Below are 26293 nucleotides of genomic sequence, written 5' to 3'. Positions count from 1 at the left end.
GTTATCTAGCCTTGTCTTCACGGCCGCGCAGCAAGCGATTCGGCATGGCAACCGCCGCCGCCAACCCCAACAACGACACCCCCGCACTCACCATCAGCAAATGCCGAAACGTTACCGCCAACTCGCCGCGCAACGCATCCTGCGCCGGGCCGGGCGCGGCGTTCAGGCCGTCGAGCAAAACGTTACCCGACCCACCCTCACTCGCTAACGCGCCACTGGCCAGGTGCGCAAAACTCGAATCCTGCAACAACGCCAACAGCAGTGCCGACATGCACGCTACCCCCACCGCCCCACCCAGGGAGCGGAACAGATTGGTGGTGCTCGTGGCAACGCCGATATCCCGCTGTTCCACCGAGTTTTGCGTTCCCACCAGGGACGTCGGAAACTGCATCCCCGCCGCAATCCCGCACAGCAACATGAACACCGCCGTCAGCACCACCGCCTGGGGCGCGCTGTAGGCCATGCCCAGAATCGCCAACGGGCTCAACAACGCGCCGCTGAGGATCATCGGTTTATAGCGCCCGGTCACCGACGTCATGCGCCCGGCGAAATAGGCGCCCATCGGCAAGCCCATCGCCAGCGGCAATAAATGCAATGCCGCGCTGTCGGCCCCGGAGCCGGTCACCGTCTGGTACCGCAACGGCATCAGCACCGTCAGGGAAATTGCCTGGAAGCTGGTAAAGAAAATCGTGCACCAGCACAACACCGCGCTGCGGTTGGCAAACAGGTGCATGGGCAACAGCGGCTCGCGGGCACGGCGTTCGTGCCACACAAACACACTCAGCGCCACCAGCGCGCAGGCCAGCAGGCCCAGCACTTGCTGATCACGCCAGTGATGGCCCTGGCCGATTTCGGTGATGCCCAGCAACAAGGCGGTCAAGCCGATGATCATCAGCAACGTGCCGAGGTAATCGATGATCGGCTTGCGTTGCGGCACCGGCAGCCCGACCAGGGTGCGATGGGCCACGTACCAGGCACCGGCGCCCAGTGGCAGGTTGATCAGGAACACCCAGCGCCACGACAGGTACTCGGTCATGTAACCGCCCAATACGGGTCCGGCCACGCTGGCCACCGCGTACATGCTGCTGAAATAGCCCTGATAACGCCCGCGCTCGCGGGGCGGAATAATGTCGCCGATGATCGCCTGGCTCACCGAGATCATGCCGCCGGCACCAATGCCCTGGAGAATCCGCGCCAGCACCAATTGCTCCATGCTTTGCGCCATGCCGCAGAACAGCGAGGCCACGGTGAACACGCCCATGCCGATCAGCATCATCGGCCGGCGCCCGTACAGGTCGCCGAGCTTGCCGTAGATCGGTACCGCCACGGTCATCGCCACCATGTAGCCGGAGATCACCCAGGCCAGCAGGTTGACGTCATGGAACTGTGCGGAAATGGCGGGCATGGACACGGCGACAATGGTCTGGTCCAAAGCCCCCAGGAAAATCGCCAGCATCAAGGCGGCGAGCACACTGCGTACGGCGGGAACGGGTTGGGCGGGCTGATTCAGATTGGTCACGGCAGAACCTTCGAGCTGGGCCCGCGAGCGAGGAAAGGCTCGCGGGAATGCTCAACATCTTACTCGATAGCTGGCTATTCGATAGCCTCGTAAGGAAGCCCGACGTAATTTTCTGCAATGGTTTTGCGACCGGCTTCAGAGTGGATGAAATACGACAACTCACTCTCGGCGATGCGCCGGCTGAAGCCGTCCGCTTCGGGGAATTCGTGCAGCATCGAGGTCATCCACCAGGAAAACCGCTCGGCCTTCCACACGCGGCGCAGGCAGATGGCCGAGTATTGTTCCAGCAAGTCCACACGCCCCTCGCGGTACACCTTGAGCAGGATGCGATACAGCGTGCTCACATCGCTGGCCGCCAGGTTCAGGCCCTTGGCGCCGGTGGGCGGCACGATGTGCGCGGCGTCGCCGAGCAAAAACAGGCGCCCGTACTGCATCGGTTCCACCACAAAGCTGCGCAGCGGCGCGATGCTTTTCTCGATGGACGGCCCGGTGACCAGCCTCTCGGCCAGTTCAGGCGGCAGGCGGCTTTTCAGTTCGTCCCAGAAACGCTCATCCGGCCACTCCTCCAGCGACTCTTGCGCCGGCACCTGCAGGTAATAGCGGCTGCGGGTCGACGAACGCATGCTGCACAGGGCAAAGCCGCGCGGGTGTTTGGCGTAGACCAGCTCAGGATGCACCGGCGGCGTGTCGGCGAGCAGGCCCAGCCAGCCGAAGGGATACACGCGCTCGAACACGTGCAGTGATTCGGCAGGAATCGATTGGCGTGCCACGCCGTGAAAGCCGTCGCAACCGGCGATGTAGTCGCAGTCCAGCCGGAAACGTTCACCCTGATGCTCGAACGTCAGCCAGGGCCGATCGGTTTTCATGTCATGGGGTTGCACATTGCTGGCTTCGTAAAGCGTGACGGCACCGGCGTCGGCCCGGGCCGCCATCAGGTCGCGGGTGACTTCGGTCTGGCCGTAGACCATCACCGACTGGCCGCCGGTCAAGGCGTTGAGGTCGATAGGGCTTAGCTGGCCATCGAGTGCCAGCTCAAACCCGTGATGCACCAGGCCTTCGGCATCCATGCGCCGGCTCACACCGGCCTCGCGCAGCAGGTCGACCATGCCTTGCTCCAGCACCCCGGCACGGATGCGGCCCTTCACATAATCGGCGCGCTGGCGCTCCACAATCAGGGTCTGGATGCCGGCGTTATGCAGCAGTTGGCCGAGCAGCAATCCCGAAGGACCGGCGCCAATAATGGCGACTTGGGTTTTCAGCGTTTTCATTATTTTTATGGCCCGCAAGCTTCACCGAACGGATTGGGTGAAAGAGTTGTCATTGAACTGGTTGCTGGCATTTTTCACTTGAGTGGCCGGCATAAGAAGGTGAAAACTGAGCCAATGCCTGCGCTTTTTGCCAATCGGGGCGATTACCGCACCACTATCCTGAGTATCGGATTGAAACCATGACCAAAACTGCCAGTTCCGCGATCCCGGTGTTCAAGCTGTACGGTGAAAGCCAGCAATGGCCAACGCCAGACCTGCTGCACTGCGAGACTATCTCTCGGCGCAGCCGGGAATATCAGTGGGAAATCCAGCCCCACCGGCACGCGGATCTGTGCCAGTTGCTGTACGTACACAAAGGCCAGGCGCAACTGGAAATCGAAGGCCAGCGCACCACGCTCAACGAAGCCACGTTGCAGGTGCTGCCGCCGCTGTGCGTGCACGGCTTTCGGTTTTCCGAAGATGTGGAAGGCTACGTCGTCACCCTGGCGGCGCCGCTGGTCAGCCATTTGCAGGAACAATTGGGCACGACGGTGGACGGGCTACAGGCCCTGGGCAATTACCCGGCGGGCAAGGACAGTGACTACCTCAATGCGCAATTCGCCCGCCTGCAGACTGAATATGCCGATGAGCAACCCGCGCGGGACATGATGATGCATGCCCTGGTCAGCGTGCTGCTGGTGTGGATCAGCCGCCAGGCCATTCAGCGTCGCCACCCGCGTGCGCCGCGTGGCCGTGAATATTTCCGGCGCTTCACCCAGTTGGTCGAGCAGCATTATCGCGAGCACCCGAAGATTGAAGATTTGGCCCACAAGCTGGGCATCTCGGTCTCACACCTGAACGGGACGTGTCGGGAATTGGGCGGGCAGCCCGCGTTGCAGATCATGCATGATCGCCAGTTGCTGGAAGCCAAGCGCCTGCTGACCTACACCAGCATGACCATCAACGAAATGTCGGAAGTGCTGGGCTTTTCCGACCCCACCAACTTCTCGCGGTTATTCCGCCGACGGGTCGGCTTCTCACCCAAGGCCTTTCGCGAGCAGTTGAAGGCAGACCAGGCGGTTACCTGAGTGCGCTGAAACTGCCGGTGCGCGGCACGCACAAATCCTGATGGCAGTTGACGGCGAACGCCGCCGGCTGCATGCGTGTTTGCTCGACGCGATAAGCGGCAGTGCCATACAGCGCCGTCGCCAGGGCGCACAGGGTGAAAATCATCAGGTACTTTCTGATTTTTAGAGTCATGGCAAAGACCTCTGAACAGACCTTCACGGTCCTGTTTAAAGCATAGGTCAGTCACGGCGACTTGCCATTATCGGGCGCCATTCAACACATTTATGTCGGCCTCAAGGCCGCCCCTTAAACAACGAGTCAGCTAAGGGCGAACGCTGTACCTGTGGCGAGGGAGCTTGCTCCCTCGCCACAGGTACTGGTCGTCAGAGCCCGTTATCCCACGCCGGCTCCTCCGGAAACCTGAGCACCAGAAAATCCATCAGGCTGCGCAGCGCCAGCGGCATGTGTTTGCGCGAGGCATACACCGCGTACACATTCATTTGCTGCGGCTCGGCCTCGGGCAGCAGACGAATCAGCTCGCCGCTGCGGATGTAGTCCCCGGCCTGATAGCTCGGGAGCCGCGCCACCCCTGCCCCGGCCAGCGTCACCCGCAGCAGGGTCGTGGCTTCGTTGGCGGTGATATTGCCCTGCACCGCCACCGACACCGGCTCGCCGTTCTCGGTGAAATGCCACAGGCTCTTGCCGAAGTAGGAGTGCGTCAGGCAATTGTGCTCCGCCAACTCGTGCACCTGCCGGGGTTGCGGATGTTCCTGCAGGTAGGCCGGTGAGGCGCAGATCACCGAACGGCACAGCGTGAGCTTGCGCGCGATCAGGTTGGGGTCCAGCTCGAAACTGGTGCGGATGGCCAGGTCGATACGCTCGTCCACCAGGTTCACCGTGCGGTCGAGCATCTGCATGTCGATGCTGACCAAGGGGTAAAGCTTGACGAACTCGGCCACCGCATCGGCCAACTGGGCCTGGCCGAACGAACTGCTGACGCTCAGGCGAATCTGGCCGCGCGGGGCCTCATCCGGCTCGGTGACGGCGGCTTGCATGTCGTTGCACAACTCCAGCATCTGCCGGCAGCGCGGCAGCATTTCGCTGCCGGCGGCGGTAAGGCTCAGCTTGCGCGTGGTGCGATGCATCAACCGCGCGCCCACCCAGTCTTCCAGCTCGGCCAGATAGCGCGACACCACCGGCCGCGACAGGTCCAGATGATCAGCGGCGGCGGACTGGCTGCCCAGGTCCACGACGCTCACAAACACACGCATTGCTTGAAGACGGTCCATGATTTGCCCGGTTTCAGAAACAAACTATGTTCAAGCATGGCATTTTTTGTGACGTTTGGTGCAACTAAGCTCTGTGCATCCTTTACCTGTTGCTGGAGCTGCACATGATTGCGATGTTCAAACGACTGGCCACCGCCACGGCGGCTCTGGCCTTCGCCGCCCACGCCGCTGCCGCCGAGCTGAAACTCGATGTGTACAACCCGGGCGAAGCCGCCATTTTCCCGGTGACCTCCGTGCTGGTCAGCGGCGACAAGGACGCGATCCTGGTGGACGCACAATTCGGCAAAGGCCAGGCCGAGCAATTGGTGCAAAAGATCCGTGCCAGCGGCAAGCACCTGACCACCATTTACATCAGCCATGGCGACCCGGACTACTACTTCGGCCTCGACACCCTGACCGCCGCCTTCCCCGACGCCAAGGTGGTGGCACCGCAACCGGTGATCGACCATATCAAAGCGACCGTCGAGCAAAAACTTGCGTTCTGGGGCCCGAAAATGGGCGCCGATAAACCGGCCGCCACGATCATGCCCGCTGTACTTGAAGGCCACAGCCTGAACCTTGAAGGGCAAACGCTGGAGGTGATCGGTCTGGACGGTCCACAACCCGATCGGACATTCGTGTGGATTCCTTCCATCAAGACCGTGGTCGGCGGCGTAGTGGTCGCGCAAAACATCCACGTTTGGATGGCTGACACCCAGACGCCGAAGTCCCATACCGACTGGCTGGCCACCCTCAAACGCATTGAAGACCTGAAACCGCACACCGTGATTCCCGGCCACTACCTGGGCAACCCGAGCGTGCAATCGGTAGGGTTTACCGCCGGCTACATCAAGGCATTCGACATCGAAACCGGCAAGGCCAAAGACTCCGCCGCTCTGATCGCGACCATGAAAAAGCGTTACCCGAACCTCGCCGACGAAAGCAGCCTGGAATTGGGTGCCAAAGTCGCCAAGGGCGAAATGAAGTGGTGAATGGTTTTAAACCCTGACCTGACTGGAGAACGTCATGAGCAAAATCGCAATCATTGGTGCCACCGGCCGTGCCGGTAGCCAACTGCTGGAAGAAGCACTGCGTCGCGGGCATAGCGTGACCGCCATTGCGCGTAACACCGACAAGATCGCCGTACGCCCTGGCGTCACCGTCAAACAGGTGGATGCACTGGACGCTCTGGCCTTGCAACAGGCCGTCAGCGGCAGCGATGTGGTGATCAGCGCAGCACACTTCGCCACCCTGCCCGCCAGCGCAGTCATCGGCCCGGTGACGGCGGCCGGTGTAAAACGCTTGCTGGTGGTGGGCGGTGCCGGTTCGTTGCTGTTGCCGGACGGCGGCCGCGTCATCGACAGCCCGGGCTTCCCGGCCGAATACAAAACTGAAGCCAGCGCGGGCGCCGAGTTTCTCGCCACGCTGCGGCAGGAGAAAGGTCTGGATTGGACCTTCCTGTCGCCGTCGGCCGAGTTCGTCGAGACCGAGCGCACCGGCAAATTCCGCCTGGGCCAGGATGATTTGCTGGTCAGCAGCGAAGGCCGCAGCTGGATCAGCTTTGCGGACTACGCCATCGCGTTGATCGACGAAGTGGAAACACCCAAGCACTCGCGCCAGCGTTTCACCGTCGGTTACTGATAGAGGACTCATGTGGGAGCTGGCTTGTCGAATCGTCGCACCGCTGCGATAGCATCACCGAGGTATGACTGATGCACCGAGGTGCCTGAATCGCAGGCAAGCCAGCTCCCACACAAGCTCTGCTCCCCCCGTTGGTTCTTCAGGGCTGTTGTGCCTGGCTCACCAGCCAATTCATAAGCGCTTCAAGCCCGGCCGACGGCTCCGTCGCCGGCGGATACACTAGGTAATACCCCATCCCCGTCGGCACGCGCAGTTCAAATGGCGTCGCCAGCCGCCCTGCTTTCAGGTCCTCGCCAATCAGCGCACTGTCGCCAATCGCCACGCCCGAACCTTGGGATGCCACCGTCATGGCCAAATCGAGCGTTTCGAAATGATGCCCCTGAGCCAGGTTGCTCAGCCGCGTATTTGCAGCCTTTAACCACAATGCCCAATCGCGCTCATCCCGCGTGGGGTGTAACAGCACCTGCTGCTGCAAGTCGGCGGGCGTGTGTAAACCTGCCAGCAATGCCGGCGCGCAAACCGGTGTGAGTTGCTCATCAAACAAGTGCCGGGCCTGCGCAGATTGCTCGGCGATGGGGGCGTAGATCACCGCCGCATCGAATTGCTCGCGACGAAAATCCACGGTATAGGCCACGGTGGTGGTCAGCTCCACCGGCACCTCCGGACGCTCTTTTTGCCAGCGCATCAACCGCGGCAACAGCCAGCGCATCACGCAGGTGGAGGCCTTGAGTTGCAGGGTTTCGCGGCGACTGCCGATCTGCTCCACCGCATCGCCGATCAGGCCGAACACCTGTTGCACGCGCTGCGACCATTCGCGGCCTTCCTCGGTGAGGCTCAAGCCGCGCGCCTGGCGCTGAAACAGCGGGTAACCCAAATGGCTTTCCAGCCCGGCGATCTGCCGGCTCACCGCGCCCTGGGTGATGTGCAATTGCTCGGCGGCGCGGGTGAAGTTGCAGCACTGGGCCGTGACCCAGAAGGTGTGCAGCGCAGGCAGGGACGGGAGGCGTTTCATCGGGTCAAGCCATGACGTGGGGACATGGCTAGTATGACTTTTTATCGATTGTTGCCGCTACCGGCCAGCCGGTCCAATACCGCCTCGAATCCATAACAAGAGCGACATTTATGGCGACCTGCGGCGAAGTATTGGTCAACCTTCTGGAAAGCTACGGCGTGGACCAGGTGTTCGGCATTCCCGGCGTGCACACCGTCGAGCTGTATCGCGGCCTGGCCCGTTCGAGTATCCGCCACGTCACCCCGCGCCACGAGCAGGGCGCAGGCTTTATGGCCGACGGCTATGCGCGCACCAGCGGTAAACCCGGCGTGTGTTTCATCATCACCGGGCCGGGCATGACCAATATCACCACCGCCATGGGCCAGGCCTACGCCGACTCGATCCCGATGCTGGTGATTTCCAGCGTGCAGTCGCGCAGCCAGCTGGGCGGCGGGCGCGGCAAGTTGCATGAACTGCCGAACCAGAGCGCGATGATCGCCGGCGTGGCGGCGTTCTCCCACACTCTGATGTCGGCTGCCGAATTGCCCGCGGTGCTGGCACGCGCGTTTGCGCTGTTCCAGGCCGGTCGTCCGCGCCCGGTGCACATTGAAATCCCGCTGGACGTGCTGGTGGAAAACGCCGACGCGTTGCTCGGCAGCGAGCCGGTCAGCGTGGCGCGAGCCGGTGCGGCGCCGTCGGCGGTCAAGCAGATGAGCCAGTTGCTGGCGGCGGCCAAACGCCCGCTGATCCTGGCCGGTGGCGGCGCCATCGACGCCGCGCCCGAGCTGACCCGCCTCGCCGAAACCCTCGGCGCCCCGGTGGCCCTGACCATCAACGCCAAGGGCATGCTGCCGGGCGCGCACCCGCTGCTGATCGGCTCGACCCAAACCCTGGTCGCCACCCGCGCATTGGTCGCCGAGGCGGACGTGGTGCTGGCCATCGGCACGGAGCTGGCGGAAACCGACTACGACGTGACCTTCGCCGGTGGTTTCGAGATTCCCGGCACGCTGCTGCGCGTCGACATCGACGCCGACCAGACCGTGCGCAATTACCCGCCGCAGCTGGCGCTGGTGGCCGACGCACAGATGGCCGCCGAGGCCTTGCTGGCCGAGCTGAACAGCAAGCCATTGCCTGCCCGCGATCCACAGTGGGGCGCGCAACGTGTCGCGCATTTATGGGCGCAATTGACGCCCGCCTGGGACGCCGCCACTCGCGCGCAAACCCTGTTTCTCACCACTGTGCTGGAAGAACTGCCCCACGCCGTGCTGGTCGGCGACTCCACCCAACCGGTGTACAGCGGCAACCTGACCCTGAACCTCGACCACCCGCGCCGCTGGTTCAACTCATCCACCGGCTACGGCACCCTCGGTTATGCCTTGCCCGCCGCCATCGGCGCCTGGCTGGGGCGCGGCGACGGGCAGCCGGTGGTGTGCCTGATCGGTGACGGCGGCCTGCAATTCAGCCTGCCGGAACTGGCCAGCGCCGTGGAAGCGCGCGTGCCGGTGATCGTGCTGTTGTGGAATAACCAGGGCTACGAAGAAATCAAAAAATACATGGTCAACCGCGCCATCGAGCCGGTCGGCGTGGACATCTACACCCCGGACTTCATCGGCGTGGCCAAGGCATTCGGTTGCGCCACCGAGAGCATCCAGGGCCTCGCCCATCTGCGCAACGCGTTGCGCGCCGCCGCTGATCGCCTGGGGCCGACGCTGATTGAAATCGACCAGGGGCTTTGGATGAAGGAGGTAGCGGTATGAGCGCAGTGTTGAACGGTGTGTTTATCGGCGGCGAGTGGCAGGCAGGCCGTGAAGTGCTGGAGGTGATCAACCCGGCGACCGAGGCCACGCTTGCGCAAGTCAGCGTGGGCGATGCCGCGACGGTAACGCGGGCGGTGGACGCGGCCAGCGCGGCCTTTGGTGACTGGTCGAAAAGCACCGGGCGTGATCGCGGCACGTTGCTGCGCAAAATTGCCCAGGGCGTCAGCGAACAGCGCGAGCAGTTGATGCAGTTGCAGTCGAGCAACAACGGCAAGCCGCTGTTCGAAGCCGGCATCGACGTGGACGACGTGATCGCCACTTTCGAGTACTACGCCGGTGTGGCTGAAGAACTGGACACCGCGCAAGATCGCCCCGTTGCGCTGCCCAGCAATGATTTCAGCGCGCGCCTGCGCCGCGAGCCATGCGGCGTGGTCGGGCTGATCGTGCCGTGGAATTTCCCGATGGTCACCACCGCCTGGAAGCTCGCCCCGGCCCTGGCCGCCGGGTGCTGCGTGGTGCTCAAGCCGTCAGAAGTCACGCCGTTGGCCGAGCTGCAACTGGCGCGCATCATTGCCGAGGCGGGCGTGCCGGCCGGCGTGTTCAACCTGGTCTGCGGCACAGGGTTGGCCGTGGGCGCACCATTGGCGGCGGACCGCCGCGTGGCAAAGATTTCCTTCACCGGCAGCAATGCCGTGGGCGTGCAGGTGATGCAACGCGCAGCGGAAACCATCAAGGGCGTGAGCCTGGAATTGGGCGGTAAATCCTCGTTGCTGGTGCTGGCCGATGCCGACCTCGACCTCGCGGTTGAACTGGCCTGCGGCGGCGGTTTTTTCAACGCCGGGCAAATCTGTTCGGCCACCAGCCGCGTGCTGGTGGCTGACAGCCTGGCGGATGAATTCCTGCAACGTTTGCAGGCGCGCGCTGAAGGCATTCGCGTGGCAGAGCCATTTGCCGATGACGTGGAAATGGGTGCGCTGATCAACCGGGCGCAGTATCAGAGAGTGCTCGGGCATATCAGGCGTGGCATTGACGATGGCGCGCGTTTGCTGTGCGGCGGTGAGCGCCCGGCAGGCCTGGCGAAAGGCTTTTTCATCCGGCCCACGGTGTTTACCGACGTGCCGCTGAACAGTGCTTTGTGGAATGAAGAAATCTTCGGCCCGGTGCTGTGTGTACGCCGTTTTGCCACTGAGGATGAAGCCGTCGCGCTGGCCAACGACAGTGACTTCGGCCTGGTGGCCAGTGTGGTCACGGCCAATGCCGACACCGCAGACCGCGTGGCAAATGCCTTGCAGGCCGGGCTGGTGTGGGTCAATGCACCGCAGGTGATCTTCCCGCAGACCGCGTGGGGTGGCTACAAGCAGAGCAGCATCGGCCGCGAGCTGGGGCCGTGGGGGTTGGCGGCGTTTCAAGAGGTCAAGCATGTGATCAAGTCTGTCTAACCCCACAAAACCCCTGTGGGAGCTGGCTTGCCTGCGATAGCGGTGCTTCAGTCGAAAATGCATTAACTGACGGATCGCTATCGCAGGCAAGTCAGCTCCCACAGTTTGAATGTGTGGTGTGTCAGGCTGATCGTGACGGCTTCGGTCCAAAGCATTACACACGACATATTCGCTGACGTCGTGTTACCAACAGTATTTGTCCCACGCCAAACATAGAACCGACCTACAGCACTTTCTATTGGCACGAACGTTCCGTTAAGCTTTTGGCCTTGTCGCGCGCTGCCACGGTGCCAAGGCTTATCGGACGGAACGGATGCTAAACAGTAATTTGCTCAGAAAGCTCGATATGCAGGACTTGATGGTGTTTATCGCCGTCTATGACCAGAGCAGCGTTACCGAGGTGTCTGAAACGCTGTTTGTCAGCCAGTCCACCGTGAGTTACAGCCTGAAAAAACTGCGCACCAGTTTTGAAGATGAGCTGTTTATCAACACCCGCGCGGGCATGCGTCCGACGTACAAGGCCACCACCATGTACGGCCATGTGCAGAAGATTCTGGAGAGCATCAACCTGTGTCACGCCGGATGTCAGGCCTTCGACCCAACGCACAAGGCCGTGACCTTCAATGTGTGTGCCCCGGAATATTTCGAACAGTTGATCCTGCCGCGCCTGTTGAAGAATTTCGACCGTGCCGAGCTGCCGGTGATGGTCAATGTGCAGAAGCTGGAAACCGACATTCCCGCCGATGACCTGCGCGAAGGCCGCCTCGACCTGGTGATTTGTTTCGGCCCGAATGTTCACCGTACCCACAAAGACTTCAAGACCCGGATGTTGCTGGAGGACGATTTGGTCTGCGTGTTCGACAAACGCTCAGCACCCAGGGAACCGGCGTTCAGCCTGCAATCCTTTGTCGAGCGGCGTCATGTTTTTCCAACACCGTGGTCGTGCGACACCCACATGATCGACGGCTGGCTGGCGCGCCAGGCCCGCAAGTGTCAGGTGATCGCCCGGGCCAACAGCTACAGCGCGGCGTTGAAAATGATCGCCGGCACCGATTTTGTGGTCACCCTGCCCCGCCGCGTGCAAAAGCTGCTGGCGCCCGCGCCGGCGTTCGGCCATTGCGAAGCGCCCAACGGGTTGCCGGGCTTTACGCTGGACATGCAGTGGAACGAAACCGGTGAGCACAACAGCGCCAATACCTGGTTTCGCGAGCAAGTGGTAAAGGTGTGCGCGGATCAGGGCTTGCTGTAAGCCTCAGCCGATGGCGACTTTGCTGTAGGACTCACGGTCCATGTCCACCAGTTGCACACTGAGTTGAACGTGCAAACCTTCCGGCCACTCGCCCACATCCTGCAGCGCCGCCAACAGGCTTTCCGACAACTGTTTCTTGACCTGGGGCGAGCGCCCGCTGAGCAACGACAATTTCACCGCGATAAAGCCGCGCGGCGTGAGAGAGGTGCCCACCTGGAAGCTTTCGACCCTGAAGGCGCGGCTCTTGATGTCCACTTCGGCGCCAAACTGCCCGGACGCCATCAACACGTTGTTGAGCCGCAACAAGGTTTTCTCAACGGCCAGGTCTGGCAGGTTGGCGGTGTATTCCAGGTGCAGATGGGGCATAAGTTTCTCCAGGCAACATTGTAGGAAGGTTCGTACCTATAGCACGGCGCAAACGGCTCCGGCATGAAAGCACTGTCAGATAGGCGCGGCCAAAGCCCGATCACTCATGAACGCCTCCAGCCGCGAGCGCATCCAGCGTTCGGCCGGGTCGGTGTCGACGTGGCTGAGCCAGACCATGGACAGGTCCAACGTCGGGGTTTCGAACGGGAACGGCTCGCAGAACAGGTTGCCGCCGGCCGCCATGGCGTGGGCGGTGTAGTCCGGCAGGCTGGCGATCAGGTCGGTACCCGCGAGCAGCGCCGGCAGCGCACTGTACTGCGGCACCGACAACACCACGTGACGCTTGCGCCCGACTTCCGCCAGCCATTCATCGGCAAACCCCGACACGTTGGCGGTGTGGGACACCAGCACGTGGGGGCGTGCGCAGTATTCGTCGAGGGTCAGCGGCGTGTCCGACGCATCGGCACGCAACAGACACGGGCGGATATGCCGCAACAGCTTGCGCTTGGCATTGGCCGGCAGGCCGCGGGTCTGGGTGATGCCCACGGTGATATCGCCAGACGCCAACAGGTCGGGAATGCGCCAGTAATCCACGTGCTGCACCACGAACACCACCATCGGTGCCTCCTGGCGCAAGGCCCGCAGCAACGGCGGCAGCAAGCCGAACTCGACATCATCGGACAGACCGATGCGAAAGGTCATGGTGCTGATGGACGGGTCGAAATCGTGGGTCAGGCTCAGGGCCGACGACAGTGAATCCAGGGCCGGCGACAGGTGCTGGATAATTTCTTCGGCGCGCGCGGTAGGTTCCATGCGGTGGCCGACGCGAATGAACAGCGGGTCGTTGAACAAGGTGCGCAAACGATTGAGGGCCGAGCTGATGGTGGGTTGGCCGAGAAACAGCTTCTCCGCCACGCGCGTTACATTGCGCTCCAGCATCAGTGCTTCGAAGACCACCATCAAATTGATGTCGGCCTTGCGTAGTTCATTACGATTCATCGGCGCCTGCCCCTCTCCCCAAGACAAGCCGCAGTTTAGAAAGCCCGCGGGGCTGCGTCTATGCACATACGGGCTTTGGAACGGTGAATGGGTCGAGGGAACACGTTCGGTGTGGGAGCTGGCTTGCCTGCGATGGCGGCTTGTCAGTCAGCACGTCCCTACTGGATACACCGCCATCGCAGGCAAGCCAGCTCCCACATTTTTAACTGCGTACTCCCGGAGAATCAGGGCTTGAGCGGCCTTTCCTGGTCACGCTCCGACAGTTCGGTGCCATCGTCCGGGTGCTTCCAGGTCTGGGGTTTTTCTTCTTCGCGGCGCCGGGGTTGCTCACGCTCCGGTTCGTCGCGGCGCTTGTGTTCATCAGCCATTGCCACCTCCCATCCGTAAGATTTGGTCACACCTTGCAGCATAGAACAGGGACGCCATTTTGGATGAGCCAGCCGATTGATAGCTTTGGCGCATTAATACATCCAAATTACTCACTTATCATTTCTAAATGTGTCAGCCACTATCCGCGGTCTTAAGCGAAACAAGCACTTTAAAAAGAACGCTGGAGACACAAAACCATGACTAGCCCTTCCCGGCCCGCCTCTGCCCGCTCGAAAGTTGGTGCGGTTTTCCGCGTTACTTCGGGCAACTTCCTCGAACAGTTCGACTTCTTTCTGTTCGGCTTCTACGCCACCTATATCGCCGCTGCGTTCTTCCCCGCCGCCAATGAGTTTGCGTCATTAATGATGACCTTCGCCGTGTTCGGCGCAGGCTTTCTGATGCGACCCCTGGGCGCGATCATTCTGGGTGCCTACATTGATGACGTCGGTCGCCGCAAAGGCCTGATTGTCACCCTGTCGATCATGGCCAGCGGTACGCTGCTGATCGTGCTGGTACCGGGTTATCACAGCATTGGCCTGTGGGCGCCGGCACTCGTGCTGCTGGGCCGCTTGCTGCAAGGCTTCTCGGCCGGTGCGGAACTGGGTGGTGTGTCGGTTTACCTGGCTGAAATGGCCACCCCGGGCCGCAAGGGGTTCTACACCAGCTGGCAGTCGGGCAGCCAACAGATCTCCATCGTGGTCGCCGCCGCACTCGGCTATGGCCTGAACGTGTGGATGGAACCGGCCGTCGTGGCCGACTGGGGCTGGCGCATTCCGTTCGCCATCGGCTGCGTGATCATTCCGTTCATCTTCATCCTGCGTCGCAACCTGCAAGAGACCGAAGAGTTCGCCAACCGCAAGCATCGCCCGACCATGCGCGAAGTGCTGGCAACCCTGGCGAAGAACTGGACCGTGGTCATCGGCGGCATGCTGATGGTGGCCATGACCACTACCGCGTTCTACCTGATCACCGTGTACGCGCCGACCTTCGGCAAGACCGTGCTGCAACTGAGCACCTCCGACGCCCTGCTGGTGACCTTGCTGGTGGCCGTGTCGAACTTTGTCTGGCTGCCGATCGGCGGTACCCTCAGCGACCGTTTCGGCCGCAAGCCGGTGCTGCTGGTCATGACCGCCCTGACCGTGATCACCGCCTACCCGGCGCTGTCCTTCGTGGTCAACGCGCCAAGCTTCGGCCATATGCTCGAAACCCTGCTGTGGTTCTCCTTCCTGTATGGCATGTACAACGGCGCGATGATCCCGGCGCTGACCGAAATCATGCCGGTGGAAGTGCGCGTGGCGGGTTTCTCGCTGGCCTATAGCCTGGCCACCGCGATTTTCGGCGGTTTCACCCCGGCGATCTCTACCTGGTTCATCCACATCACCGAAGACAAGGCCTCGCCGGCCTACTGGATGATGTTCGCTGCCGCGTGCGCCCTGTGCTCGACCCTGGCGCTCTACCGTCGCGCCAATGCACGTGGCCAGGTGATGCAGGAGGCGGCGTAATGAAGCCTTTGCTCAAAACCCTGACAGCCCTGGCCCTCGGCGCACTCGCGCTGACGGCCCAGGCCGAAGAGCTCAAGGTGATGACCTCCGGTGGCTTCACTGCTGCGTACAAATTGCTCGGCCCGCAGTACGCCAAACAAAGCGGCGATACCCTGGATACCATCCTCGGCCCGTCCATGGGCAAGGCGCCGGAAGCGATTCCCAACCGCCTGGCCCGTGGCGAACACGCCGACGTGGTGATCATGGTCGGTTACGCCCTGGATGACTTGATCAAGCAGGGCAAGGTCGACCCGGCGTCCCGCGTGGAACTGGCGGACTCGCGCATCGGCCTGGTGGTGAAGCAAGGCGCGGCCAAGCCGGCGATCGGCACCGATGCCGAACTGAAAGCGGTGCTGAGCCAGGCCAGGTCCGTGGCGTATTCGGACAGCGCCAGCGGTGTGTATGTGGAAAAAGAGCTGTTCAAGAAGCTCGGCATGCCGGCCAAAGGCACCATGATCGAACGCCTGCCGGTGGCCGAACAAGTCGCCAAGGGTGACTACGAAGTGGGCCTGCAACAGGTGGCGGAATTGCTGCCGGTGGCAGGCGTGACGTACGTGGGCAAGATCCCGGAAGACGTGCAATCGGTGACGCGCTTTGCGGCGGGCATTCCGGTTAACGCCGAGCACCCGGAGCAGGCCAGGGCATTGCTGCATTACCTGGCCTCGCCCCAGGCGCAGCCGGTGGTGCAATCCACCGGCCTGGACTCGGTGTCACACTGACCGAAACGGCATCTCGCGCACCAACCGCTCCAACTCCAGCGCCGCTGGCGGCAATGTCCGCCCGCGGCGTTTTATCAAGCCCACGTTGCGCATCACCTGCGGCTCCACCAGCGGCACACTCACCAGAATCGGGTGCGTGCCGGCCGGCATAGCAATCGACGGCACCATCGCCACGCCCAGGCCCGCTTCCACCAGACCGATCATGGTGGTCACGTGGTGGGTTTCGCAGATACTCGGTTTTTTAACCCGCACGCCACGCAACGCCTGGTCCAGCAGGAAGCGGTTGCCTGAGGTTTTGTCCACCGTGATGTAGTCATGTTCATAGGCCTCGACCCAGGTCACGCTCTCGCGCCCAGCCAGCGGATGGTCGCGGCGACAGGCCAGCACATAGCGCTCCTGCAACAGCAGTTCGAACTCCACTTCATCGGCCAGGCTGCCGCTGAAACTCACGCCGAAATCCGCCTCGCCGCTTTCCACCGCGTTGCACACCTCGCCGGCACTCGCGTCCAGCACACGCAGGCGAATCTTCGGATAGAGCTTGTGGAATTCGGAGATCACATGGGGCATGAAGTAGTACGCCGTGGACGGCACGCAGGCGATCGTCACATTGCCCATGCGCGTGGAGGCGACGTTGCTGATACCCATCAACGCGATGTCGAGGTCATCGAGCATGCGTTCCACTTGCGGCAGGAACGCGCGCCCGACCATGGTCAGGCTGACCCGCCGCGTGGTGCGCTCGAACAGTTTTACATCAAGGGCCGATTCGAGCTTTTCGATGCGCCGGCTGAGGGCCGGTTGCGAGATACGGATAGCCTCGGCGGCCCCTCGAAAGCTGCCCTTGTCCACCACGGCGCGAAAGGCCTGGAGGTCGTTGAGGTCGAAATTGATGATCACGTGGGTTGGCCGGTGTGGTCGATTTGAGGGGCATTATCGTATGGGTGGGGGTGATGCGCCATGTGCGTCGGGACCGCGCGATTGCGTAACTGCGTCACTGCTTGCAGCCCGCCCCGTTTGAACAGGGCTGACAATCTACGAAAAGGCGTTGAGAAACAGTGAGCTACCCGATAGCCTTTTCACCGCAAGCGCTAACACGATAAGACGCTGGACAGGCTCGATCGCGGGTTTGTTCTACGCTGCAATTTATAACCAAGGACGTCTGCAATGAAGGGTAACGGATCGCTGACTAGAGCGCTGCGAGTGGGATCAGGCCTGCTCGGTTTGACCGGCGTCGCCGCCCTGGGCTTCTTCGCCTGGCAAAGCTTTTACCCCGTCAGCGCAGCAACCGGCTGGAGCGTGCAGACCGTGCACCGCGACGTGCCGAAAGCCGCGTCACTGATGCCACTGGCGGACGGCTCGCTGATGGTCAGCCAGGAACTCAACGACGCCAAGGGCAGCATCGTGCGCATCCACCCCGATGGCCAGCGCGACGTGGTGGTGGCCAACCTGTCCAAACCCGACGGCATGTTCGCCACCCACGGCGGTTGGGTGTTCAGCCAGGAAACCGGCGACGCGCCCGTGAGTTTTCTCAAGGATGGCGTGGTCACCGAACTGTTCCGGGGCGAAAACGTGCAGGGTTTGTGGGTCGAAGGCGATGACCTCTACGCCATTGAAGACCGCAAGGAAAACGGGCGGCTGATGCGCTACCGCTGGAGCGACCAGTCCCTGACCGTGCTGCGCGACCAGTTGAACGAAGGCGAGTCCATTGCGCGCTGTACCGACGGGCGCATGCTCTACACCGAAAAGAAAAAAGGCGTGATACGCCAACTGACCGACGACCGCAGCGACCCGGTAATCGTGGCCGGCTTGAACAAGCCGACCTTCCTGATGTGCGACGAACGCGGGTTATGGGTCAATGAAGACTCGACGCACCGGGCGCGGCTGCTGTTGATCGACCAGCACGGACGCCAGCAGACGATCCTGTCATTCCTGAAGGCGCCGCAGTCGATAGTGCGGACCGGTGACGGCACCTATTTACTGGCGGAAGGCGGCCGTGACCGCGTCCTGAAACTGGCCATCGATGGCGTGAAACCCTGAATCACTGCGCCAGGTGCCCATCTTTGGCGATGGGCTTTTGTCACAGTGCCCAGGCTTGCGGGCACTCGAAAAATGCCTGCGCATTACTGTCCAGCGTTTCCAGATGGTACCCGCCCTCCTGCACGATCACGCACGGCAGCCCCAGCCCGCGCAGGCATTCACCCAGTCGCGCAAAGCCTTCGCGCGTCACCGCGACTTTGCTCTGCGGGTCCAGCTCGTAGATATCAAACCCCAGTGACACCACCAGCACATCCGCCGAGAACGCCTTCACTGCCGCCAGGGCCAGTTCGAGCTTTTCGAAGAACAGCGCTTCACTGGCGCCGTGGGGCATCGGCAAATTGAGGTTAAAGCCGTCACCCGCACCGGCACCCCGCTCATCGTCAAAACCGGCGACGCCCGGATAGAAGTTGGTGGGGTCGCCATGGATCGACACATACAGCACGTCGTCGCGTTCGTAGAAAATCTCCTGAATGCCTTGCCCGTGGTGCATGTCGGTATCCAGCACGGCGACACGCTGGAACCCTTCGCGCAGGACCTGCGCCGCCACCGCGGCATTGTTGATGTAGCAGAAACCACCCGCCGCCTCATGACGGGCGTGGTGGCCCGGCGGACGGCACAAGGCGTAGGCGGCGGGCGCGCCATCGAGTATGTCCCGGGCGGCGGCCACCGCACTTTGCGCTGACCAGTACGCCGAGCGCCAGGTCAGTTCGCCGATCGGGCAACTGCCATCGGCCAGGTAGCGTGCGGCCTGGGCGAGAATCCCGCGCAAGGCGTTGGGTTCGCGCACGAAGATGTTGGACATGACTTCATCGCCCCAGTCCTCGGGAATGTCCTTCCAGCGCTGATGCGCTTCCTGCAGGAATGCGAGGTAAGGCGCGCCGTGTACGGCGAGCAAGGGGTCGAGGCCGAAGTCCGCCGGTTGCTGGATATCGAAGCCCAGGGTTTGCGCCGCCTGCAACAGGTTGCGGGCACGCTCGGGGACTTCCTGCGGCGTGCGCATCTGGCCACGGGAGTAATAACTGCGCGGATGGTGCAGGAGTTGTTCGGGGTGAAAGTAAGTACGCATCAAATGCTCCTGGATGACCATGAAACCTGTGGAATGGGTTCGGTAGTTCAGAACGGGGTTGTCAGTCAACCCGGCCGGCGCGCTGCAACACGGCGTTGAGCAATACATCAGTGCCCTGGCGCACGTCCTCGGGCAGCACATCTTCGGCTTCGTTGTGGCTCAAGCCGCCGACGCACGGGATAAAGATCATCGCCGTCGGGCAGTAACGGGCCAGGTGAATGGCGTCGTGCCCGGCGCCACTGACGATGCGTTGCTGGCTGTAACCCAACGCGTCCACCGCCGTTTGCACACACGCCACACAGTCGGCATCAAACGGTGTGGCGGGGCTGATCCAGTGCGGGCTGATGGTGATACTCAGGCCGCGCTTGTCAGCGATAGCCTGCAGGCGCGCGCGCACTTGCTGCTCCATGGCATCGATGTCGGCGTCACGGTGATGGCGCAGGTCCACAGTGAAATTCAACAGGCCGGGAATGGTGTTGCGCGAGGACTTGGCAATGCTCAGTTCACCCACGGTGGTCAGACCTTCGGGGGCGAAATCCGCCGCGAGGTTTTCCAGGGCCTGGATCATTTTGGCGGCGCCGTACAGCGCGTCCTTGCGCAGTGGCATCGGCGTGGTGCCGGCGTGCGCGGCCATGCCTTCGACACGTACATCGAGCCAGCGAATCGCTTGGCCGCCGGTGACCACGCCGATGCTTTTGGCGTTGTCTTCCAGAATCGGCCCCTGTTCGATGTGGGCTTCAAAGTACGCATCCACCGCACCGCCCAACGGGCGCTCACCGTTGTAGCCGCTGCTGCGCAATGCCTCTGCGACGCTGATGCCGTCGATGTCCGCCGTGGCCAGCGCCTTGTCCAGCGCCAAGGTCCCGGTGAACACCGCCGAACCGAGCATGGCAGGGGTAAAACGGGCGCCCTCCTCGTTGGTCCACACCGCAATTTCCAGAGGTTTGCGCGTCTGAATGCCGTGATCGTCGAGGCTGCGCAGCACTTCAAGGCCTGCCAGTACGCCGTAGACGCCATCGAAGCGCCCGCCTTCGGGCTGGGTGTCGAGATGGCTGCCCATCATCACCGGGGCCGCCTCCTGTTCAGTTCCGGCGCGGCGGGCGAACAGGTTGCCGATGGCGTCCACACTCAGGGTCAGGCCGGCGGCGGTGCACCAGTGGCTGAACAGTTCGCGACCGGCTTTATCTTCGGCACTCAACGCCAGGCGGCAGCTGCCGCCGCGTGCGGTAGCGCCGACTTCGGCCATGGCCATCAGGCTCGCCCACAGGCGCTCGCCATTGATTTTCAACATTACAAATCTCCCTCAAACACTGTGAGCCATTTCAAGGCGATGGGCCGTGGCGTGACGGCGCGACAACGCCAACACGCACACCAGCGAAACCGCCGCGATCAGGCTGTAAAACACTGCCATCGGCCACCATTGGCCCTGGTATTCATGGGCCAGCCAAGTGCCGATCAGCGGCGTGAGGCCACCCGCCAGCGCGCCGCACACCTGATAGGCCATGGAAATCGCGGTGTAGCGCACGCGGGTTTCAAACAGCCCGCTGACAAAGCCTGCGATCACCGCATAAAACGAGGCCATGCACACCACCGCCAACGCGATGCCGAGGATGATCAGCGGCGCCTGGCCACTGCTGACCAGCACAAACATGGGATAAGGAGAAGCCATCGCCAATACGGTCATGGCGCACAGAAAACGCGTGGCCCCGACTTTCTCTGCCACCCAGGCAGCCAGCGGCTGGATGCAGAACTGGATGATGGCAACGAAGAACAGGCACTCCAGAATCAGCGAGCGTGGCAGGCCCAGTTGTTGCGTGCTGTAGGCAATCATGAAGGTGTTGGTGAAATACACACCGGCAATGCCCAGGGTGTTGGCACCGATGCACAGCAGCAGTGGGCGCCAGGCGGTCCTCAATACTTCAAGCACCGGGGCCTGGTCTTTCTTGATGGCCCGGGCTTTTTCGGCGAGGGCTTTGTCTTCAAGGAACTCCGGCGACTCGTTCACGCCCAGGCGGATCGCCAGGCCGACAACCAACAACAGGGCACTGGCCAGAAACGGCAGGCGCCAGCCCCAGCTCAGCAAGGCGTCTTCCGGCAGGCGCGTCACCGCACTGAAGGCCAGCAGCGACAGGATCAACCCCGCCGGGCTGCCCAGTTGCGCGAAAGACGCAAAGAAGTTGCGGCGGCCCTTGGGCGCATGCTCGCCGGCCATCAACACCGCTCCGCCCCACTCGCCACCGACGGCAATGCCTTGTACCACGCGCAGCAGAATCAACAGCACCGGTGCCGCCACACCGATCTGCGCATAGGTCGGCAACAGGCCGATGCAGACGGTGACCACGCCCATCATCACCAGGGTGATCACCAGGGATTTCTTGCGCCCGATACGGTCGCCGATGTGCCCGAACACAATGCCACCCAACGGCCGTGCGAAGAAGCCCACGGCAAAGGTGCCGAACGCGGCCATGGTGCTGAACAGTTTGTCGTCGGAGGGAAAAAACAGCTGGCCAAACACCAGCGCGGCGGCGGTGGCGTAGATGTAAAAGTCGTACCACTCGATCATGGTGCCGATAAAAGCGGCGGCCGCAGCACGGCGAGGCTGCGGCGAAGCGGATGGCTTCATGGGGCTGGCTCCTTTGGTTATTTTTTTGGCAGGAGAAAATCAGTCAGGTGCGCTCTGATGGCGCTCGTTAAGGGTGATTTATCGTCGCGGGGCTATGATTAGTCAATTTTCTATTTATTATTCCAATTATAAATCCTGCTTATTATTGAGCCGCACCATGTCTGACCTTCGCCGTGATATTCACCCGCTGCTCAACGACCGGCTGGACTGGAACCTGCTGCGCACCTTCCGCGTGATCGGCCAAGAACTGAGCATCAGCCGCGCCGCCGCCCGCCTGCACCTGACACAACCGGCGATCAGCCAGGCGCTGAAACGCCTGGAGGAACAGCTCGACTGCCAACTGATCGTGCGCCGCGGTCCGCGTTTTGTACTCACCGAGGCGGGCGAGCAGATCTTCGCCATCGCCGGCGAGATGTATGGCCAGGTGTCGCAGATGAGCAACGCCCTGCAAAAACCCGGCGATGAAGTGATCGGCAAAGTGCGCCTGCTGATGATCAGCCGCATCAACTCGGACACCTTTGATGACTTCCTCGCCGGCTTTCACCGCGAGCACCCGCGCGTGGACCTGGAGGTTGAAGTGATGCGCAGCTCGGACATCGTCGCCGCCCTGCTGGAGAAAACCGCCACCCTGGGCCTGAGCCTCAACCGCCGGCCACAACCGCGCCTGGAACAGCACCTGTTCCTGCGCCAGCGTTATGCGTTTTTTTGCGGGCGACACCATCCTTTGTTCGGGCGCAGCGGTTTGGCCGAGGGCGATTTGCAGTCGGAAAACTTCGTGAGTTTCACCAGCGACCAGATCGGCGGAATGCTCTCGCCCCTGACGATTTTCCGTGACCAGCAGGGCTTCAGCGGGCGGATCGTGGCCTCGTCCTCAAGCCTTGAAGAAGTACGGCGCCTGGTGATCGCCGGGTTTGGCCTGGGTTGCCTGCCGATTCATGTGGTAGCCGACGACGTGAAAAACGGCCTGCTGTGGCGGCTGCCGCCGGATGAAGGGATTGCGGACGTGGATATTCACCTGCTGTGGAACCGGGAGCAGAAGATGAGCCGGGCGGAGACGGTGTTTATTGAGAGCCTTTCGGGGCGGTTGGCCGACCAACAATTGGCGCACTTTGCAAGTCACCTGGCGCCCTCCCGCTAGTGTAGTCACCGACTCCATCGCCCATCCTTTGTGCTCTGGCTTTTTTAAGCCATCCCACACAAAGAGGTGTTTACATGTCCAGGATCTGGTTTATTACCGGCAGCTCACGTGGCCTTGGCCGCGCCATTACCGAGGCGGCATTGCGTGCGGGTGACCGGGTGGCGGCCACTGCACGCAACCCTCGTCAGTTGGATGATCTGGTCGCCGAATTCGGCGATGCGGTCTATTCCTTGCCGCTGGATGTGACCGACATCAGCCAGGTGGCGCAGGCTGTCGACAAGGCCGTGGCGCATTTTGGCCGCCTGGATGTGGTGGTCAACAATGCAGGCTATGGCGATGTGGCGTCGGTGGAAGATGTAACGCCGGACGATTTCAAGGCGCAGATCGACACCAACTTCTATGGTGTGGTGAACGTGAGCAAGGCCGTGGTGCCGGTGCTGCGACGCCAGGGCAGCGGGCATATTATTCAGGTATCGTCCCTGGGCGGGCGCATTGGCATGCCGGGCCTGGCGGCTTACCAGAGTGCAAAATGGGCCGTTGGCGGGTTTTCCACGGTGCTGGCGCAAGAGGTCGCACCGCTGGGCGTTCAGGTGACAGTGCTGGAACCAGGTGGCATGCGCACGGATTGGTCGGGCAGTTCCATGACGATTCCAGCGATCAGCGAGCCCTATCAGCAAACCGTCGGTGCACTCGTGCAACTGATCGGCTCTCCGGGCATTCTGCCGACCGGCCCGGCGCGGGTGGCCGAGATCGTACTGGAACTGGCCCTGAGCAAAGACGCGCCGCTGCGCCTGTTGATCGGTGCCGACGCCGTGCAATATGCGGCCAGGGCAGCCGAAGATTTGGCGGCCTCCGACAAAAAATGGCATGACCTCAGTGTGTCGGCCTCTGACTGATGTGATCGTTTGACAGCAAGGTGCCCCATGCCTGACACACGCCCATCGCGCTTCAATATCCCGGATGTTTTCTGGCAAGCCCTCAGAAACATCGGGCTGGAACCGTCTGCGGTGCTGCGTCAGGCACGCTTGCCGGTGACGCTTAACTTGCATGAACGCCGGGACCGCCGCCAGGTCAGCACCCACGAATTTTTTCGCTTGTGGGAGGCGGTGAGCGTGCTCAACCCGGACCCGGCAGCCGGAATTCTGCTGGTCACCGGGCTTGAGAGCACCCGCCTGCCGCCCTCCAGTTTTGCGGCGTTTATTGCCCGCGACTTTCGCGACGGGCTGCAGCGCCTCGCGCGCTTCAAGCAGCTGTGTACGCCCGAGCGGATGCGGCTGGTCGAAGCCGGTAATGCCTGCACCCTCACCATCGATTGGCTGCGCACTCAGGAGCAATCGCCCAGCTTATTGATCGACGCGGCATTCGTGTCGTTCGTCGAACTGGGCCGACGCGGCTCCGGGGTGCACATCGTGCCGCGCAGCGTCGAACTCGCCCGGCCGAAAAGCGGCAATACCGCCCTGGCCGACTTCTTCGGCTGCCCTGTACGCTACGGGGCCGAGCGCAATGCACTGGTGTTCAATGCTGACGATTTGAACCGGCCGTTTCCGGGGCACAACCCTGAACTGCTCGACATGCTCAACCCGGCACTGGTGGCGGCACTGGCGGAAGTGACGGCACCGAATACGGTCAGCCAACAGGTCAAACGCGCCCTCAAACACATTCTCGCCAGCGGCCGGCCCGAGATGGTCGATGTGGCGCGGGAAATGGGCATGAGTGAGCGCACGTTGCAGCGACGCATTACCGAGGAAGGCACGAGCTTTCGTCAGTTAATGCTGGAGACGCGCCAGGAAGTGGTGCGCCACCTGCTTGCCGAGCCCTCTATCGAAATGGATGAGATTGCTTGCCTGCTCGGCTACGAAGACACCAACTCGTTCTACCGGGCGTTCCGCTCGTGGGAAGGCACCACGCCCGCACGCTGGCGGGCGTCGCAGGTGCCTTCAAGCCATTAATGCCTTCTCCACGCTGCCAGCCATGATGCGCAGGTCCTCAAACGGGTTTCTGCCGATCAACATGAAGGCATGGGACGGGCTGGACCAAAACACCACGTTCATCCCCCGACGCTGCTCGTTGGCCATGGGCTGCGGGCCCTTCTTTGCAGCCGTGATGCACAGCGCCAACGGGCCGTGACGCGGGTCCAGATAGGTCAATTGGCCGATCATTACGCCGTCATAGTCGAGGATCTGCGCGCGGCGGAACTCGGCGCCGGGCAAGCTCACGGACGCCATCGATAAAGGCAAACCCAACTGCTCGCCCACGGAGCTGAGCTGGGCAAGGTGCACAGCCGGGTCGGCGCTGAGGTTTTCCAGCGTCTGCGGCGTGTACAAGGCCATGTATTCAGCGACCGACGCGCGCCAGCCCTGCCCGGATTCTGTATGGGGCCAGCCCATGAACAGGCGGTCGGCGACAACGCCCGCCACCGCGAAACTGGCTGCAACGGCCAGAAAGCCGCGCCGGCTCATGGTGGCGGTTGGAGTTGGTGGCAATGCCTTGAGCATGGCATGCAGGCGCTCGTCCGGGGCCTGCTCCAGCAGCGAATCAAACGCCGCTTTGAACGGTAGATCCGCACACAACAAGGCTTGCAGACGAGCAGCCAGCTCGGAATCTGTTTGAAGCCGGTCGGCGATAAGCTGATGCTGGTCAGCCTCCAGTTCACCGTCCAGGTAAGCCACCAACAGTTCGTCGGACGGTGCATTAGGGTGAGTCATCGCCGTTCTCCGCCGGTTTTTTCCTGCACGCTTTTTGGCGGGTTTGTTTGCGCAAGCTTCAGGCGTGCAGCCGCCAGCCGGCTCATCACCGTTCCCACCGGAATGTGCAACACGTCGGCAATCTCCTTGTAGGAAAGCCCTTCGACATACGCCAGAAATACCGTTTCCCGTTGCGCTTCCGGCAGCCCGTTCACGCGCTTGATGACCTGCGCGGCCAGCACCTGATCCTGGGCCAGGCTTTCTCCGTCGAAGGCCAGTTCCTGCTCCGCATCGACAAAACCCTGCCCTTGCCTGACGCGCTGCGAGCGCAGTTCGTTAAGCCAGATCGAGTGCATGATCGCCAGCAACCAGCGGTCCAGCCGCGTGCCGGAGGCAAACTGCCCGGCACGCTCCAACGCCCGCACGCAGGTGGCCTGCACCAGGTCCTCGGCCACATGCTTTTGTCGCGACAACACCAGGCCGTATCGCCATAAACGCGGCAACAGCAGGCCCAACTCGCGACGAAACTCAGCCTCTTGAGTAATGGCGGCCCCCTGCGTTTTTACTCACCGGGT

25 protein-coding genes and 1 pseudogene are annotated in these 26293 nt (G+C 62.2%); 12 read left to right on the top strand and 14 right to left on the bottom strand.

Annotated features, from left to right (window positions below; all coding sequences use genetic code 11):
• Window position 1: 1 nt before the first annotated feature.
• A pseudogene (locus ATI14_RS14695) lies at window positions 2-1534 on the bottom strand (MDR family MFS transporter); the annotation flags it as partial.
• A 59-nt stretch (window positions 1535-1593) separates the two neighbouring features.
• Window positions 1594-2778, bottom strand: coding sequence for a 4-hydroxybenzoate 3-monooxygenase (gene pobA, locus ATI14_RS14690; RefSeq protein ID WP_177007913.1), 1185 nt, complete (start codon window positions 2776-2778; stop codon window positions 1594-1596).
• Window positions 2779-2966: 188 nt separating this feature from the next.
• Here pobA and ATI14_RS14685 point away from each other — a divergent pair, with 188 nt between their 5' ends.
• Complete coding sequence (locus ATI14_RS14685) at window positions 2967-3854, top strand: helix-turn-helix domain-containing protein (RefSeq protein ID WP_016971371.1); 888 nt, start codon at window positions 2967-2969, stop codon at window positions 3852-3854.
• Here ATI14_RS14685 and ATI14_RS14680 read toward each other — a convergent pair.
• Together ATI14_RS14680 and ATI14_RS14675 are read right to left on the bottom strand one after the other, a co-directional pair.
• Window positions 3847-4026, bottom strand: a complete 180-nt coding sequence (locus ATI14_RS14680) for a hypothetical protein (protein ID WP_026083015.1) — start codon at window positions 4024-4026, stop codon at window positions 3847-3849. The genes ATI14_RS14685 and ATI14_RS14680 overlap by 8 nt on opposite strands.
• A gap of 191 nt (window positions 4027-4217) precedes the next feature.
• The gene (locus ATI14_RS14675) at window positions 4218-5123 is read right to left on the bottom strand and encodes a LysR family transcriptional regulator (protein WP_016971369.1); all 906 of its coding nucleotides are present in this window, start codon (window positions 5121-5123) and stop codon (window positions 4218-4220) included.
• Between the two features lie 104 nt (window positions 5124-5227).
• Between ATI14_RS14675 and ATI14_RS14670 the strand changes: the two genes are divergently transcribed.
• Together ATI14_RS14670 and ATI14_RS14665 are read left to right on the top strand one after the other, a co-directional pair.
• A complete protein-coding gene (locus ATI14_RS14670; protein ID WP_080519990.1) occupies window positions 5228-6094 on the top strand; it encodes an MBL fold metallo-hydrolase in 867 nt (288 codons plus the stop codon).
• A 34-nt stretch (window positions 6095-6128) separates the two neighbouring features.
• Window positions 6129-6743, top strand: a complete 615-nt coding sequence (locus ATI14_RS14665) for an NAD(P)-dependent oxidoreductase (RefSeq protein WP_016971367.1) — start codon at window positions 6129-6131, stop codon at window positions 6741-6743.
• A 139-nt stretch (window positions 6744-6882) separates the two neighbouring features.
• On the opposite strand, the gene ATI14_RS14660 is transcribed toward ATI14_RS14665, so the two are convergent.
• Window positions 6883-7755, bottom strand: coding sequence for a LysR substrate-binding domain-containing protein (locus ATI14_RS14660; RefSeq protein WP_016971366.1), 873 nt, complete (start codon window positions 7753-7755; stop codon window positions 6883-6885).
• Window positions 7756-7865: 110 nt separating this feature from the next.
• On the opposite strand from ATI14_RS14660, the gene ATI14_RS14655 reads away from it, so the two are divergent.
• From ATI14_RS14655 to ATI14_RS14645, 3 genes are all read left to right on the top strand, one after another.
• Window positions 7866-9491 carry a 5-guanidino-2-oxopentanoate decarboxylase gene (locus ATI14_RS14655; RefSeq protein ID WP_016971365.1) on the top strand — a complete coding sequence of 542 codons (1626 nt, stop codon included), beginning with the start codon at window positions 7866-7868 and terminating at the stop codon, window positions 9489-9491.
• A complete protein-coding gene (locus tag ATI14_RS14650) occupies window positions 9488-10930 on the top strand; it encodes an aldehyde dehydrogenase family protein (RefSeq protein ID WP_016971364.1) in 1443 nt (480 codons plus the stop codon). The genes ATI14_RS14655 and ATI14_RS14650 overlap by 4 nt, the downstream gene beginning before the upstream one ends.
• Before the next feature lie 313 nt (window positions 10931-11243).
• Window positions 11244-12179, top strand: a complete 936-nt coding sequence (locus tag ATI14_RS14645; RefSeq protein WP_016971363.1) for a LysR family transcriptional regulator — start codon at window positions 11244-11246, stop codon at window positions 12177-12179.
• Window positions 12180-12182: 3 nt separating this feature from the next.
• On the opposite strand, the gene ATI14_RS14640 is transcribed toward ATI14_RS14645, so the two are convergent.
• The 3 genes from ATI14_RS14640 to ATI14_RS31415 form a co-directional block, all read right to left on the bottom strand.
• Complete coding sequence (locus ATI14_RS14640) at window positions 12183-12545, bottom strand: 5-carboxymethyl-2-hydroxymuconate Delta-isomerase (RefSeq protein WP_016971362.1); 363 nt, start codon at window positions 12543-12545, stop codon at window positions 12183-12185.
• A gap of 75 nt (window positions 12546-12620) precedes the next feature.
• Window positions 12621-13544, bottom strand: coding sequence for a LysR substrate-binding domain-containing protein (locus ATI14_RS14635; RefSeq protein ID WP_016971361.1), 924 nt, complete (start codon window positions 13542-13544; stop codon window positions 12621-12623).
• Between the two features lie 224 nt (window positions 13545-13768).
• Complete coding sequence (locus ATI14_RS31415) at window positions 13769-13912, bottom strand: hypothetical protein (RefSeq protein ID WP_016971360.1); 144 nt, start codon at window positions 13910-13912, stop codon at window positions 13769-13771.
• Window positions 13913-14110: 198 nt separating this feature from the next.
• On the opposite strand from ATI14_RS31415, the gene tcuC reads away from it, so the two are divergent.
• Together tcuC and ATI14_RS14620 are read left to right on the top strand one after the other, a co-directional pair.
• The gene (gene tcuC, locus ATI14_RS14625) at window positions 14111-15415 is read left to right on the top strand and encodes an MFS transporter (protein WP_016971359.1); all 1305 of its coding nucleotides are present in this window, start codon (window positions 14111-14113) and stop codon (window positions 15413-15415) included.
• A complete protein-coding gene (locus tag ATI14_RS14620; protein ID WP_016971358.1) occupies window positions 15415-16173 on the top strand; it encodes a substrate-binding domain-containing protein in 759 nt (252 codons plus the stop codon). Before tcuC ends, ATI14_RS14620 begins: the two co-directional genes overlap by 1 nt.
• On the opposite strand, the gene ATI14_RS14615 is transcribed toward ATI14_RS14620, so the two are convergent.
• On the bottom strand, window positions 16165-17067 hold the full coding sequence (locus ATI14_RS14615) for a LysR family transcriptional regulator (protein WP_016971357.1): 903 nt from the start codon (window positions 17065-17067) through the stop codon (window positions 16165-16167). The two genes, ATI14_RS14620 and ATI14_RS14615, sit on opposite strands and share 9 nt — an antisense overlap.
• A 267-nt stretch (window positions 17068-17334) precedes the next feature.
• Between ATI14_RS14615 and ATI14_RS14610 the strand changes: the two genes are divergently transcribed.
• The gene (locus tag ATI14_RS14610) at window positions 17335-18207 is read left to right on the top strand and encodes an SMP-30/gluconolactonase/LRE family protein (protein ID WP_231124398.1); all 873 of its coding nucleotides are present in this window, start codon (window positions 17335-17337) and stop codon (window positions 18205-18207) included.
• A gap of 40 nt (window positions 18208-18247) precedes the next feature.
• On the opposite strand, the gene ATI14_RS14605 is transcribed toward ATI14_RS14610, so the two are convergent.
• The 3 genes from ATI14_RS14605 to ATI14_RS14595 form a co-directional block, all read right to left on the bottom strand.
• Window positions 18248-19273 (bottom strand): histone deacetylase family protein, encoded by a 1026-nt coding sequence (locus tag ATI14_RS14605; protein WP_016971355.1) that lies wholly within the window; start codon window positions 19271-19273, stop codon window positions 18248-18250.
• Window positions 19274-19334: 61 nt separating this feature from the next.
• Window positions 19335-20564 (bottom strand): Zn-dependent hydrolase, encoded by a 1230-nt coding sequence (locus ATI14_RS14600; protein ID WP_016971354.1) that lies wholly within the window; start codon window positions 20562-20564, stop codon window positions 19335-19337.
• A 12-nt stretch (window positions 20565-20576) separates the two neighbouring features.
• Window positions 20577-21896: an MFS transporter gene (locus ATI14_RS14595; RefSeq protein WP_016971353.1), complete on the bottom strand. Its 1320-nt coding sequence runs from the start codon at window positions 21894-21896 to the stop codon at window positions 20577-20579.
• Window positions 21897-22053: 157 nt separating this feature from the next.
• On the opposite strand from ATI14_RS14595, the gene ATI14_RS14590 reads away from it, so the two are divergent.
• From ATI14_RS14590 to ATI14_RS14580, 3 genes are all read left to right on the top strand, one after another.
• Window positions 22054-23034, top strand: coding sequence for a LysR family transcriptional regulator (locus ATI14_RS14590; protein WP_016971352.1), 981 nt, complete (start codon window positions 22054-22056; stop codon window positions 23032-23034).
• Window positions 23035-23108: 74 nt separating this feature from the next.
• Window positions 23109-23930, top strand: a complete 822-nt coding sequence (locus tag ATI14_RS14585) for an SDR family NAD(P)-dependent oxidoreductase (protein ID WP_016971351.1) — start codon at window positions 23109-23111, stop codon at window positions 23928-23930.
• Window positions 23931-23957: 27 nt separating this feature from the next.
• Entirely contained in the window at window positions 23958-24983 is a 1026-nt protein-coding gene (locus ATI14_RS14580; protein WP_016971350.1) for an AraC family transcriptional regulator, read from the top strand.
• Here ATI14_RS14580 and ATI14_RS14575 read toward each other — a convergent pair.
• Together ATI14_RS14575 and ATI14_RS14570 are read right to left on the bottom strand one after the other, a co-directional pair.
• A complete protein-coding gene (locus ATI14_RS14575) occupies window positions 24972-25739 on the bottom strand; it encodes an anti-sigma factor family protein (protein WP_016971349.1) in 768 nt (255 codons plus the stop codon). The two genes, ATI14_RS14580 and ATI14_RS14575, sit on opposite strands and share 12 nt — an antisense overlap.
• On the bottom strand, window positions 25736-26233 hold the full coding sequence (locus ATI14_RS14570; protein WP_016971348.1) for an RNA polymerase sigma factor: 498 nt from the start codon (window positions 26231-26233) through the stop codon (window positions 25736-25738). Before ATI14_RS14570 ends, ATI14_RS14575 begins: the two co-directional genes overlap by 4 nt.
• Window positions 26234-26293 lie beyond the last annotated feature (60 nt).

Origin of the sequence: Pseudomonas tolaasii NCPPB 2192, assembly GCF_002813445.1 — a bacterium.
Classification (GTDB): Bacteria; Pseudomonadota; Gammaproteobacteria; order Pseudomonadales; family Pseudomonadaceae; genus Aquipseudomonas; species Aquipseudomonas tolaasii.
Note: the sequence above shows the minus strand (reverse complement) of the source record. Positions and strands in the feature narration are given on the sequence as shown.

Coding starts and splice junctions, on each gene's coding strand:
- ATI14_RS14650 (WP_016971364.1), top strand. CDS start 9,488: ATGAGCGCAGTGTTGAACGGTGTGTTTATCGGCGGCGAGTGGCAGGCA.
- ATI14_RS14685 (WP_016971371.1), top strand. CDS start 2,967: ATGACCAAAACTGCCAGTTCCGCGATCCCGGTGTTCAAGCTGTACGGT.
- ATI14_RS14590 (WP_016971352.1), top strand. CDS start 22,054: ATGTCTGACCTTCGCCGTGATATTCACCCGCTGCTCAACGACCGGCTG.
- ATI14_RS31415 (WP_016971360.1), bottom strand. CDS start 13,912: ATGGCTGATGAACACAAGCGCCGCGACGAACCGGAGCGTGAGCAACCC.
- ATI14_RS14605 (WP_016971355.1), bottom strand. CDS start 19,273: ATGCGTACTTACTTTCACCCCGAACAACTCCTGCACCATCCGCGCAGT.
- ATI14_RS14645 (WP_016971363.1), top strand. CDS start 11,244: ATGCTAAACAGTAATTTGCTCAGAAAGCTCGATATGCAGGACTTGATG.
- tcuC (WP_016971359.1), top strand. CDS start 14,111: ATGACTAGCCCTTCCCGGCCCGCCTCTGCCCGCTCGAAAGTTGGTGCG.
- ATI14_RS14620 (WP_016971358.1), top strand. CDS start 15,415: ATGAAGCCTTTGCTCAAAACCCTGACAGCCCTGGCCCTCGGCGCACTC.
- ATI14_RS14575 (WP_016971349.1), bottom strand. CDS start 25,739: ATGACTCACCCTAATGCACCGTCCGACGAACTGTTGGTGGCTTACCTG.
- ATI14_RS14585 (WP_016971351.1), top strand. CDS start 23,109: ATGTCCAGGATCTGGTTTATTACCGGCAGCTCACGTGGCCTTGGCCGC.
- ATI14_RS14635 (WP_016971361.1), bottom strand. CDS start 13,544: ATGAATCGTAATGAACTACGCAAGGCCGACATCAATTTGATGGTGGTC.
- ATI14_RS14655 (WP_016971365.1), top strand. CDS start 7,866: ATGGCGACCTGCGGCGAAGTATTGGTCAACCTTCTGGAAAGCTACGGC.
- ATI14_RS14595 (WP_016971353.1), bottom strand. CDS start 21,896: ATGAAGCCATCCGCTTCGCCGCAGCCTCGCCGTGCTGCGGCCGCCGCT.
- ATI14_RS14580 (WP_016971350.1), top strand. CDS start 23,958: ATGCCTGACACACGCCCATCGCGCTTCAATATCCCGGATGTTTTCTGG.
- ATI14_RS14610 (WP_231124398.1), top strand. CDS start 17,335: ATGAAGGGTAACGGATCGCTGACTAGAGCGCTGCGAGTGGGATCAGGC.
- ATI14_RS14640 (WP_016971362.1), bottom strand. CDS start 12,545: ATGCCCCATCTGCACCTGGAATACACCGCCAACCTGCCAGACCTGGCC.
- ATI14_RS14675 (WP_016971369.1), bottom strand. CDS start 5,123: ATGGACCGTCTTCAAGCAATGCGTGTGTTTGTGAGCGTCGTGGACCTG.
- ATI14_RS14660 (WP_016971366.1), bottom strand. CDS start 7,755: ATGAAACGCCTCCCGTCCCTGCCTGCGCTGCACACCTTCTGGGTCACG.
- ATI14_RS14680 (WP_026083015.1), bottom strand. CDS start 4,026: ATGACTCTAAAAATCAGAAAGTACCTGATGATTTTCACCCTGTGCGCC.
- ATI14_RS14670 (WP_080519990.1), top strand. CDS start 5,228: ATGATTGCGATGTTCAAACGACTGGCCACCGCCACGGCGGCTCTGGCC.
- ATI14_RS14600 (WP_016971354.1), bottom strand. CDS start 20,564: ATGTTGAAAATCAATGGCGAGCGCCTGTGGGCGAGCCTGATGGCCATG.
- ATI14_RS14665 (WP_016971367.1), top strand. CDS start 6,129: ATGAGCAAAATCGCAATCATTGGTGCCACCGGCCGTGCCGGTAGCCAA.